The sequence below is a fragment of the uncultured Halovibrio sp. genome, from assembly GCF_913056445.1.
Classification (GTDB): domain Bacteria; phylum Pseudomonadota; class Gammaproteobacteria; order Pseudomonadales; family Oleiphilaceae; genus Halospina; species Halospina utahensis_B.
The window spans coordinates 1-11,283 of sequence record NZ_CAJXMA010000088.1 but is presented as its reverse complement, the minus strand read 5'-3'; the positions used below and the strand labels follow the sequence as shown (position 1 = coordinate 11,283).

At 61.7% G+C, this 11,283-nt stretch carries 8 protein-coding genes and 1 pseudogene; 4 read left to right on the top strand and 5 right to left on the bottom strand.

The genetic code is table 11. From position 1 onward, the window contains the following. On the top strand, window positions 1–564 hold a 564-nt coding region (locus QZ501_RS13205), incomplete at its 5' end, for a GGDEF domain-containing protein (RefSeq protein ID WP_295720119.1). On the opposite strand, the gene QZ501_RS13200 is transcribed toward QZ501_RS13205, so the two are convergent. Beyond that, window positions 527–1,276: a pseudouridine synthase gene (locus tag QZ501_RS13200; RefSeq protein WP_151440872.1), complete on the bottom strand. Its 750-nt coding sequence runs from the start codon at window positions 1,274–1,276 to the stop codon at window positions 527–529. The two genes, QZ501_RS13205 and QZ501_RS13200, sit on opposite strands and share 38 nt — an antisense overlap. Window positions 1,277–1,492: 216 nt before the next feature. Between QZ501_RS13200 and QZ501_RS13195 the strand changes: the two genes are divergently transcribed. Together QZ501_RS13195 and QZ501_RS13190 are read left to right on the top strand one after the other, a co-directional pair. After that, window positions 1,493–1,882, top strand: a complete 390-nt coding sequence (locus QZ501_RS13195) for an ectoine synthase (RefSeq protein WP_077528716.1) — start codon at window positions 1,493–1,495, stop codon at window positions 1,880–1,882. A 196-nt stretch (window positions 1,883–2,078) separates the two neighbouring features. Beyond that, entirely contained in the window at window positions 2,079–4,544 is a 2,466-nt protein-coding gene (locus QZ501_RS13190; RefSeq protein WP_295720117.1) for an EAL domain-containing protein, read from the top strand. Here QZ501_RS13190 and QZ501_RS13185 read toward each other — a convergent pair. Then, window positions 4,541–5,206, bottom strand: coding sequence for a GntR family transcriptional regulator (locus tag QZ501_RS13185; RefSeq protein ID WP_295720115.1), 666 nt, complete (start codon window positions 5,204–5,206; stop codon window positions 4,541–4,543). The two genes, QZ501_RS13190 and QZ501_RS13185, sit on opposite strands and share 4 nt — an antisense overlap. Window positions 5,207–5,356: 150 nt before the next feature. On the opposite strand from QZ501_RS13185, the gene QZ501_RS13180 reads away from it, so the two are divergent. Then, a complete protein-coding gene (locus tag QZ501_RS13180; protein ID WP_295720112.1) occupies window positions 5,357–6,499 on the top strand; it encodes an alkane 1-monooxygenase in 1,143 nt (380 codons plus the stop codon). 6 nt (window positions 6,500–6,505) lie between these two features. Here QZ501_RS13180 and QZ501_RS13175 read toward each other — a convergent pair whose 3' ends face one another. From QZ501_RS13175 to QZ501_RS13165, 3 genes and pseudogenes are all read right to left on the bottom strand, one after another. Further along, window positions 6,506–7,993 carry an amidase gene (locus tag QZ501_RS13175; RefSeq protein WP_295720109.1) on the bottom strand — a complete coding sequence of 496 codons (1,488 nt, stop codon included), beginning with the start codon at window positions 7,991–7,993 and terminating at the stop codon, window positions 6,506–6,508. Between the two features lie 22 nt (window positions 7,994–8,015). Next, the gene (locus QZ501_RS13170) at window positions 8,016–11,069 is read right to left on the bottom strand and encodes an efflux RND transporter permease subunit (protein WP_095617952.1); all 3,054 of its coding nucleotides are present in this window, start codon (window positions 11,067–11,069) and stop codon (window positions 8,016–8,018) included. After that, window positions 11,069–11,283, bottom strand: a pseudogene (locus QZ501_RS13165) (hypothetical protein); the annotation flags it as partial. The gene QZ501_RS13170 and the pseudogene QZ501_RS13165, both read right to left, overlap by 1 nt.

The following is an 11,283-nucleotide window of genomic DNA, read 5'->3' as shown; positions in this document are numbered from 1 at the left end:
TCGATATTCGCCTTTTCCTTCGCACGCCGCTCCCGCGCACAGGCGCGACTGCTGGAGGAACAGGCCATCCGTGATCCGCTGACCGGTGCCGGCAACCGGCGGGCCCTGGAAGAGGAGCTGTGCATCGCCATCGCAAGGGTCCAGCGGAGAGAATCCGGTGCCGGCCTTCTGATGCTGGACCTGGACCATTTCAAGGAGATCAACGACCGTTACGGCCATGCCAACGGCGATGAGGTGCTCAAGCGGTTTGCCGATCTGGTGCGTACCCATTCAAGGCATGAGGACCGCCTGTTCCGGTTCGGGGGCGAGGAATTTGTCCTGCTGCTCAATAACGTCCGGGATGAAAGCATGATCCTGGCCGCGCGCCATATCCAGCAGACCATAAGGGACCGGCTCAACACTCACGGCCAGCCCGTGACATGCTCGATTGGGGCCGCCCTGGCCTCGCCCCACGATGACTGGGAAAGCTGGCTTCACCGGGCGGACAATGCCGTCTACCAGGCCAAGACCTGGGGTCGGGACACCATCATTGTGGCGGATCATCTACCGGCAGGAAGGCGTTGATCTCGGCCTCGGTCAGGTCCCGGTAATCCCCCGGCTCCAGGCCCGGATCCAGATCGATGGGGCCAACCCGCTCACGATGCAGCCGGACCACGCGGTTACCCACAGCGCCCATCATGCGCTTGATCTGGTGGTAGCGCCCCTGGGTCAGGGTCAGCCGCAGTTCAGCCCTGCCGAGGCGCTCAATGTCATGGGCCACGGCAGCGGTATCCTCGCCCCTGAGCATGATGCCTTCTTCCAGGCTCGCCAGGGTTTCATCGTCAATGGGATCGGCAACCCAGACCCGGTAGGTCTTGGGGAACCCGTGGCGAGGCGAGGTGATGCGATGACTCCACTCGCCGTCAGTGGTGAGCAGCAGCAGACCAGTGGTGTCCTTATCCAGCCGCCCTACAGGATGCAGTCCGCGGCGCAGTTCCGGTTCCAGAAGATCCAGAACAGTGGGGTCGTAGTCGTCCTTCGTGGCACTCACCACGCCGGTTGGCTTGTTCAGCATCAGGTACCGTTCACCGGACTCCCTTTCCAGCTGCTGATCGTCCAGGAAAATCGCTTCCTCAACGCCGATCCGGGACTGGGCTTTCAGCCCCCCGATTTCACGGCCTTCGACCTCGATCCGACCGGCCTTGATCAGCTGCTTGGCTTCCTTACGCGTGATGCCGGTCAGCCGGGCAATCAGAAAATCGAGCCTGCGGCGCCGGCGTTTCTCAGGCTCCGTCATGGCAGCACTGCCTTCTGGGTTGATGCATGATTACTGGCGAGAAACCCCTCATTCTACATGAATGCCCCACCCCCGATGAGGGTTCTGACAGCATTTAAAACACCGTCGGCTAGGGGGATTACGCTATTGTACTACCGTCTGCAAACGCTACACTCAGTGCTCGGGCCCCAGTAACAAAGGCCTTTACCGATCACAGATTCAACAGGTGGGACAGATATGATTGTACGGGACATCAAGGACATCATCGGAACCGAGCGCGAGGTTGAGGGTCCGGGCTGGGTCAGCCGCCGGATGCTGCTGAAGAAGGACGGCATGGGCTTCTCCTTCCACGAAACCATCATTCCCGCGGGTGCCGAACTCCACCTGTGGTACAAGTACCATCTGGAAGCGGTCTACTGCGTCGCCGGTAACGGCAGCATCGAGGACCTGGCGACCGGCGAGACGCATCAGATCTACGACGGTGTCATGTACGCCCTGAACAACAACGACCGCCACATCCTGCGCGGTGGAACCGAGGACATGCGCCTGATCTGCTCCTTCAACCCGCCGGTTACCGGCCGTGAGGTGCATGACAAGGACGGCGCGTACCTGCCTGACGATTCCTGACACAAGCCGGCATCCTCCGCCCGGAGGGTGCCATTTTTTGCAAAAATTGACTCCTTGAACTTTAATCAGAGCGTCCAATCCACCAGCAAGGACAGCTTTGATCATGCCCAATGGGCAATATGAAGTTCCCAGCGGCATAGCCAGCCTGCCATTTGTAAAGAAGCCGCTTCTTCCCATACTGCTCCTGACTGCAGTCATGGCCGCTTCCACCCTTGTCCACAATGCGGAGTATTCGCCCTTTCTCCAGCAGCACAGCGCCGAGAACGGGCGCACCGCACCACTTGACCTGACCTACCGGGAAGGCTCCATTGCGGAACTCCACCAGGAAGGCTGGCTGCGCTCTGACAGCGGATGGCGTCCCACCACACCTTCCTACTCCGCGCTCGGTTTTACCGCTCAGCCGGTCACCTTCCGGCTGAAGCTGAGTAACGCGTCCCGGCGGCCACTACAGCGGTGGGTGTCCGTGCCAGCCCCCTACATTGATCGGATCCGCGCAGCCAGGCTGAACAAACATTCGGGCCCGCTGATGCCCATGCGAACCCAGGGCAGCCTGCAGCCGTTTTCCAGCCGCCTGATTCCCCTACCCTCCTTCCATTGGCCGGTCACGATACCCGCCAGCGCCACCATCACGCTGTTTTTCGAGGTTTCCGATGCTGGCCCCACGGTCTTCCCGGTATCGGTTCACGGGGATGATGGTCTGGTCCACAGCAGCGTTAAGCGGGCAACCATCAACGGCATCCTTCTTGGGCTTTCCCTGTTCCTGCTGGCCATCAATCTTTTCCTGACCCTGCGGTTCCGCACAGTCATGCTGGCCTGGCTGACGGTTCTCACGGTTTCCGTCATCCACATCCAGCTGGTTCTCAATGGTTTCGGAGCATGGCTTTTCTGGCGGGGGATGCCAGCGCTCGACGCGGTCATCACCACGTCCATGCTGACCACCCTGATCGCATTCGCTCAACACACCCTGATTGCCCTGCAGCCACCGCGCCTATACAGGCATCTGCTTAACGGCCTGTCCCTTGCAGCTCTCACACTCATTCTTGTCGAGTTCACCGGAGCAGAACTTCCGATACAGGCAGTTACCATTATGCTGGGCATTCTGGGGTGCGTACTCTCCCTGTTCATTGCCGCCAGCCGTTTCCGGCACTCGCTCTACGCACGGTATTTCACGGCAGCGGTACTGATCCTGACAGCCGGCCTCATCACCAGCACTCTGCGTACCGTGGGCGCGGTGCCCGTCAACGTGTTCTCGGATTCAGCCTTCTCACTGGGTACCATTCTCTCAGCCGTCGTTCTTGTCGCCGCCGCCGTCCACTTCTTCTGGCGCGAGCAACGGCTGAGGCGGATCGCCGCCAGCGAAAGGGTCACAGAGCAGGAGCGCCGCCTTGCCGTTCAGAACCAACTGGAAGACAGCCTCCGGAAACACAAGGTAACCGGAAGACCCAACCGCTCCGCTCTGGAAGCCAGCCTGGCCAATCAGACATCGGGAGAACTCCAGATTGTGGTTCTCCGGCTCAACCGATTTCACGAGATTGAACACGTGGTTGGTCACCAGGTTGCAGAAAGGTTCGTGCGGGATTATCTGACGAGCCTTGAAAACCATCTCAGGCAGATGGGACCGGATACCGTCCGCTACATCGACAGCGCTCCTGTCGTCTCAATCGAAACAATGGATGCAGCGTTCGTTCTAACCCGGAGGATCGACAGGGAGGATCCATTCTGGCAGCAGCTCATCGACTTTGCGGCACCGGATTGCCGCTATCAGGGATACACCCTGAACTGGCGATGCTCCATTGGGGTCGCCAGCCTGCCCGATCATGGCGACAGCATCCAGGAGGTTCTGTCCGCAGCCGGCTATGCCAGTCTCCAGCAGGAGCCGATCAATTTCTACGACAACGCGATTCATGAACACCAGAAACACCAGCAACTGTTGATGCTCGATCTGGAAGATGCTTTCCGCTCAGATCAGATCCAGCTTGCCTACCAGCCGAAGGTAGACATCGGTACCGGGCAGCCCGAATCCGTGGAAGCCCTGGTGCGCTGGTACCACCCGGAGTTCCAGATGATCCCACCGGGTGACTGGATTCCGCTGGTCGAGGAACTCGGCAGCATAACCCGTGTGACCCGCTGGGTATTGAACCGCGCGGCCAAAGACCTGGCCCAGGTCCGGGAGCACTTCGGCCAGCAGACCCGCACAGCCATCAACATTTCCTCCAGGGATCTTTCGGTCCCGGAACTCGCGGATGATCTGGAAAGGATTGTCCGGCATCAGGGCTGCACACCGGATGATTTCATCCTCGAAGTCACCGAGACGAGTGTCATCCGGGATCTGGCGCTCACCACTGATCGCCTGGGGCAGCTCCGACACTGTGGTTTCGGTATTGCGCTGGATGACTTCGGTACCGGAACCTCATCATTGTCCGCCCTGACTGAATTTCCACTCGATGAGGTGAAGATCGACCGCAGTTTCCTGACGAGGATACTCTGGGATCAGCAGCGCCAGAAAGTATTCCGGGCCACGGTCGAACTGGCCCAGTCGCTGAACCTGCGTACGGTTATTGAAGGTGTGGAGGATGAGCAGACGGTCCAGTGGCTCGAACAGTTCAGCGGGCTCAAGGGCCAGGGCTACTTCTGGGGATACCCAACCGTGCCGGAATCCTAGGCGGCCTGCCTCTTGGCCAGCGCCCTCAACACCACCTGACACTGATTCTCCCCATAGGTTTTCAGGCACTGCGCAGCCCGTGCCGCATCCCTGGCCAACACCGCCTCGATGGTTTCACGCATGCAGTCCACGGACTGTGTCAGTTCCGTGGTTTCCTCACGCAGTGCCATGAATGAGTAACGCTGCAGCAGTGGCATCAGATCCTCGATGGCATCCGTCAGGTACCGGTTGGTGGTCAGTTTCAGTCCTTCCCGGGCGAGGTCGAACGCCAGTTCATGCACCCGCTCCCGATCCTGCTCTTCCGCCTGTGCCTCAAATTCCCTGCTGATCGCCAGGAAGGGCTCAAGCTGGCCGGTCTGCCAATTGTGGGCCACGTCGCTGGCCAGACGCCCCAGAAGCAGAAAAAGGAAGTCGTAGAGATCACGCACATCCGCCTCGCCCACATCGCACACCCGGGCACCACGGCGTGGCTGGATCTCCACCAGATGCCAGCCCTGGAGAAGCCGGAACGCTTCACGCAGGGAATTAGTGCTGACCTCCAGCTCCCGCGCCAGTTCACTCTCGGGTAAGCGCTCCAATGGCTGGCGCTGCCCCCGGATGATCTCCAGTGAAAGGTGATGGGCGATGCGCTCACTGAGACTGAGCTGTTGCGGTAAGGCCATACTCGGATCGTCCTCTGGTGCTGTGCTGACGATTCTACATCAATCCGCCCCCACCCAAAACATGAGTTGTTTGACAATTCATGAGCTCAAGGATTAGCCTGAATCCACAATCACACAAACCGCTTACAATAATGACAGGAGGATGCCCCGATGCTTTCCCGAGTCCCCCCGCACGTCATGGTGCGCATCAAGCGCTACGCCTACCTGCTGGTACTGGTAGTACCCGCGATCGCGGCATGGGTCACCTGGCAGTTGACCCAGGGTGGAAACACGCTTTTCTGGGCCTGGTTCCCGGCGCTCTTCATCTTCGGGTTCATTCCCATACTCGATTACATCATTGGCAAGGATCCGGCCAACCCCGACGAGGAGGTTGAGGTTCCGGACATGACGAAGGACTGGTATTACCGGGCTCTCACCCTGGTCTGCGTGCCCATACATCTGGCCGTTGTCATCTATGCCGGCTGGGCATTTGCGACGGTGGAGATGGGGCTGGCCGCCCAGATTGGCTGGTTGGTATCAATCGGGGTGGTCGGTGGCATCATGGCCATCAACATCGGCCATGAACTGATCCACAAGGATACGAAGCTGGAGACATGGATCGGCGGGCTTGCCCTTGCCAGCGTGACCTATGCGGGTTTCAAGGTGGAACACATCATGGGTCACCATGTGCACGTATCCACCCCCGACGACGCCAGCTCCTCGCGCTACAACCAGGGCGTCTACGCCTTCCTGCTGCAGGCCTTCCCGCGCAACTTCATGAATGCCTGGAGGCTTGAGGCCAAGAAACTGCGCCGCAAGGGCAGGAACCCCTGGGGGCCGGCCAATGAGCTGATCTGGTGGTATGCGATTTCAGCCCTGTTCGCGGTCGCGTTCACGGTGGCCCTGGGCTGGACCGGGCTGGTGTTCTTCCTGGCGCAGAGCTTCTTCGCCGCCGCCACACTTGAGGTAATCAACTACATCGAACACTACGGGCTGCATCGCCGGGTTCAGGAGAACGGCCGTTTTGAGCGGGTCACACCGGCTCACAGCTGGAACAGCAACTACCTGCTGACCAACCTCTTCCTGTTCCACCTGCAGCGCCACTCGGATCACCACGCTTTTCCCCGCCGGCGCTACCAGGTGCTGCGCCACTACGATGAGAGCCCACAGCTGCCGGGCGGTTATGCAGCCATGTTCGTCCTGGCGCTGGTGCCACCGCTGTGGAAGAAGGTGATGAACCCGCGGGTGGAGGCCTACTACGAGGGCGAGCTGGATCAGCTGTTCCGGGAACAGAAGCCCTACAGCAAGGCCTGATCCGCTCTACAGACGCTGCCACAGGGACTGGTAGCGTGGCCACCAGGGATGGGCGGCTTCCAGCTGGGCCGCCAGCTGGAAAAGCGTGCTTTCATCCCCGTGGGGTGCCCCGAACTGGACCCCGACCGGCAGCCCTTCATCCGACCAGTGCAGCGGCACCGACATCGCCGGCGTACCAGTGAGATTGGCAAGCTGGGTGAAGGGCGTCCGCGCCAGGTTCTCCTGGGCCAGCTCCTCGACCATGCCACTCTTCAGCGCCAGACTGCCGGCGCGCAGTCCCACCAGCATCCGTGCGGCGAACTTCAGGTGCGTGGGCGTCTCAAGCTCTCCAATCCGTGCCGGTGGCTGACCGGTGGTGGGCGACAGGTAAAGATCGTAGTCGCCGAAGAACCGCCCCAGGGCCCTGGCGAAATCGTTCCAGCCACGGCGGGAGCGCACATAGTCGACAGCCCGCATACTGCGCCCCAGGGCACCCAGCAACCGGGTCTCGATCTCAAAATCGCTGTCACTGGCCCCAGTCTGCGCCCTGGCCTCTTCCATGATGGTCGAGACCTCGCCGAAATAGAGGGTCAGGTAGGCGCGAGCCATGGCCATGCCATCAAAATCAGGCATGGCCGGCTCCACGTGATGGCCCAGTGCCTCGAGCTGCCGCGCCGTCGCCTCTACCGCTTCCACGCAGTCATTATCCACCTCCGAACCGTAGGGGGATTCGGTGAAGAAGCCAATGCGCAGAGGCCGGGGGGAAGACCGGATGGCGTCCGCCCAGCGTTGTTCAGGAGCCGGAATCGTAAAGGGGTCACCCTTCGGATTACCCGCGATCGCATCCAGCATGGCCGCGCTGTCGCGTACGCTGCGGCTGACCACGTGATCCACGCTCGCTCCTGTCCAGGCTTCGCCCAGATAGGGGCCGGGTGAAACACGCCCGCGCGAGGGTTTGAGGCCGAACAGCCCGTTGTAGGCAGCGGGAATACGGATTGATCCGCCGCCATCGTTGGCGCCGGCCATGGGCACAATGCCAGCCGCTACAGCTGCGCCGGAGCCGCCACTGGAGCCGCCGGGTGTGCGCTCCGTATCCCAGGGGTTGCGGGTCGGGCCCCAGAGCCGGGATTCGGTGATGGCCTTGAGCCCGAGCTCAGGCGTGGCCGTGCGCCCCATCATCAGCAGACCCGCCTGGCGCCCCCGCCGGATGTATTCGGAATCCTGGTCCGGAACATACCCCAATAGCGCCCTGCTGCCCATGGTACTGGGCATGCCCGCCATTTCCTGGGCCAGATCCTTGGCCAGGAAGGGGACACCGGCAAACGTACCCCCGGCCTCCGGCTGCTCCTGGCGGACCTTTTCAAAGCGCGGCTGGCAGATCGCGTTGAGCGCGGGGTTGATCTGTTCCGCGCGGTTGATGGCCGCATCCACTACCTCGCCCGGCCGCACCTGGCCCTCGCGGATCAGGCGCGCCAGCCCAGTGGCATCCTGCCCGGTGTATTCCTCCGGTGTCATGACCGCCCTCCGTTTGTTGTTATCAGCTCGCCGCCTCGGCGCGGGTCGGAGCATTATGGTCCCGGGCCAGCATGATGTAGAACCCTGGCAGCACAAAGAGTGTGAAGAAGGTCCCGAAGCCCAGGCCGGTGGCCACCGTCAGGCCAATGGCGAAACGGCTCACTGCGCCCGGCCCCGAGGCCAGCAGCAGCGGCACCATGGCCACGATCAGCGCCAGGGAGGTCATGATGATCGGGCGTAGCCGGATGGCGGAGGCTTCGATCGCCGCCTCGCGGACGCTCATGCCCCGGTCCTTCTGAAGCAGGTTGGCGAACTCCACGATCAGGATCCCGTTCTTGGCCACAACACCGATCAGAGTGATCAGCCCCACCTGGGTGTAGATGTTCATGGTGGCCACTCCGAGCACGATGAAGATCATGGCACCGGCCACCGACAGGGGCACCGACACCAGTATGATGAACGGATCCCGCCAGCTCTCGAACTGCGCCGCCAGCACCAGGTAGATCACCAGCAGCGACAGGAAGAAAGTCATCATGAGCGCACTGCCCTGCTGCGCCAGCTGTCGGGACTGGCCCTTGTAATCCGTACCAAAGCCCTGGGGCAGGGTCTCGCCGGCCAGATTCTCCATGTAGGCCATAACATCCCCCATGGCAGTGCCCGGCATGGGAACCCCCTGAAGTGTGATGGAATTGAGCTGATTGAACTGGGTCCGACTGGAGGGTTCCACCCGTTGCTCAAAGTCGATCACCTGGTCCAGGGACACCAGCTGACCGGACGCGGACCGGACGTAGTAGTCGCGCAGTTTCTCCTGATCACTGCGGAAGGGCCGCGAAACCTGCGGGATCACATCGTAGGCCCGCCCTTCCATGTTGAAGCGGTTCACGAAGCCCTCACCCAGCATGGTGGACAGTGTCTCGCCCACATCCGCCATGGACAGACCGAGGTCCGCCACGCGCTCACGGTCCACACTGATTCCCGTCACCGGGCGGTTATAGTCAATGCTCTTCTCCAGGAAGATGAAATTGCCGCTCTGGTTGGCCTCCTGCAGCATCTCATCGGCCACCTCGTTGAGCTGCTCAAAGTCGCTGCCGGTGGTCAGCACGAACTGGAACGGCAGCCCGCCGCCGGAAGCCGGCAGGGGCGGGCGCGGGAAAGTCGCCACACGCAGTCCGGTCACCCGGTCCATTTCCTCCTGGAGCATGGGCTGGACCTCGAACTGGGAGATCTCACGCTCACTGCTGGGCTTGAGCTTGAAACCGCCGAACACTTCATTGGGCGCCGTAGCCCCCATGAGCATGAAGGACTCCTCATACCCGGGCAGCGTCTCGAACCGTTCCTGCATCTCGGCGCCGTAACGCTCGAGATAATCCAGGTTCGCGGTCTGTGGCCCGGTGCCCTGATAGAAGACAATGCCCTGGTCTTCGTCCGGCGCCAGTTCGCTCTGGCTGAAGGTCACCATGAAATAGATCGCCACCAGTATGGCCACACCAAAGTAGGCGATCACAGGGAGGCTGCTGACCACGCTGGTCAGCGCCCGGCGATAGGCATTGGACAGTCTCTCGAAGAAGGACTCGGCCATGCGTTCAAAGCGCCCGGACTCCCCGGCTGGCTTGAGAACGTTGGCAGAGAGCACCGGCGACAGCGTCAGGGCCACAACACCGGAAATGACCACGGTTGCCGCCAGCGCGAAGGCGAATTCCGTGAAAAGCGCCCCCACAAGACCGCCCATGAAGCCGATGGGGGCGAACACCGCCACCAGCGTGGTGGTCATCGCGATGATGGGCACCGCCATTTCCCTGGCGCCGTTGATGGCGGCATCAAAACGCTTCTCGCCCCGCTCAACGTGGCGGTGCACGTTCTCCACCATGATGATGGCGTCATCCACCACCAACCCGATGGCCAGCACCATTGCCAGCAGGGTCAGGAGGTTCACGGAAAAGCCCATCAGCAGCATCAGGAAAGCGCCCCCGATCATGGACAGGGGCACGGCCACGGAAGGCACAACGGCGGCACGGATACTGCCCAGGCAGAGGAAGATCACCACCAGGACAATGATCAGCGCCTCAACCAGGGTGTAGATCACTTCGTTGATGGAATCCTCGATGAACTCCGAGGCATCGTAGGGCAGGTCAACGTTCAGCCCCGAGGGCAACTGGGATTCGATGCCGGGCAGCTCACTGCGCACCCTGTCCGCCACATCGAGCGGATTGGCGCCCGGCGCCAGCTCGATCGCCAGGTAGGTCGCGGGGCTGCCCGCATAATAGGAAATCTGGTCGTTGTTCTCCGCGCCCAGTGCCACATCCGCGATGTCCTCGAGCCGGATCAGGGTGCCATCCACCTCCCGGACCACCAGCCTGCGGAACTGTTCCGGATCCGCGATGTCGGTATCCGCATCCAGGCCCACTCGGATCAGGTCACTTTCGATGGACCCTACTGCCGCCTGGTAGTTGTTGGCCCGCAGTACATCGACCACTTCACGGGGCGTGATATCAAGACTGGCGAGCCGGGTGGGATCCAGCCATACGCGCATGGCATAGGTGCGCCCGAAAAGGTCAGCCTTGCCCACACCGCTCAGCGCCTGCAGCTGGGGCTGCACGACACGTGTCAGGTAATCGGTGATCTGCGACACCGGCAGCGACTCGCTGTGGAAGGCGATGTACATCAGTGCCGTGGAATCGCCCGTTTCCGATTCAATCACCGGATCCCGGGAGGCCTCAGGCAGTTCGTTGCGCTGGCTGGCCACTTTCGCCTGGATCTCGGAGAGCGCGTCATTGGCGTCGTAGTTGAGGTCCATCTTGGCTTGAATGATGGAACTGCCCTGGCGGCTGGTCGCCGTCAGGTAATCAATGCCATCCGCCTCGGCAATGGCCTGCTGCAGCGGCGTCGTGACGAAGCCCTGCACCAGCTGCGAGCTGGCGCCGGGATAGGCGGTGGTCACGGTGACCGTAGTGCTTTCGAGCTCCGGATACTGCCGGATCTCCATTTCCATGGCCGAACGCACGCCCAGCAACAGGATCAGCAGGCTGACCACCGTCGCCAGTACCGGCCGGTGGACGAAGATATCGGTGAATCGCATCAGCCGTCTCCCTGTGCTGCACCACTGCCGCTGTCCTCAACGGTCGCTCCGGGCCTGTCATCCTCATCGGCGATCTGCACGCGCTGCCCTGCCCGCAGGCGCAGCAGGCCATTGGCAACGATCCGTTCTCCGGATTCAAGGCCGGACGCCACCTCCACCACGCCGTCACGCTCAGCGCCCGTCTCAATGCTGCGGCGTTCGGTCACCAGCTCGC

Bases quoted from the DNA above. Each gene is read 5' to 3' on its own strand.
- QZ501_RS13190 (WP_295720117.1), top strand. From the start codon at position 2,079: ATGGCCGCTTCCACCCTTGTCCACAATGCGGAGTATTCGCCCTTTCTC.
- QZ501_RS13170 (WP_095617952.1), bottom strand. From the start codon at position 11,069: ATGCGATTCACCGATATCTTCGTCCACCGGCCGGTACTGGCGACGGTG.
- QZ501_RS13185 (WP_295720115.1), bottom strand. From the start codon at position 5,206: ATGGCCTTACCGCAACAGCTCAGTCTCAGTGAGCGCATCGCCCATCAC.
- QZ501_RS13200 (WP_151440872.1), bottom strand. From the start codon at position 1,276: ATGACGGAGCCTGAGAAACGCCGGCGCCGCAGGCTCGATTTTCTGATT.
- QZ501_RS13195 (WP_077528716.1), top strand. From the start codon at position 1,493: ATGATTGTACGGGACATCAAGGACATCATCGGAACCGAGCGCGAGGTT.
- QZ501_RS13180 (WP_295720112.1), top strand. From the start codon at position 5,357: ATGCTTTCCCGAGTCCCCCCGCACGTCATGGTGCGCATCAAGCGCTAC.
- QZ501_RS13175 (WP_295720109.1), bottom strand. From the start codon at position 7,993: ATGACACCGGAGGAATACACCGGGCAGGATGCCACTGGGCTGGCGCGC.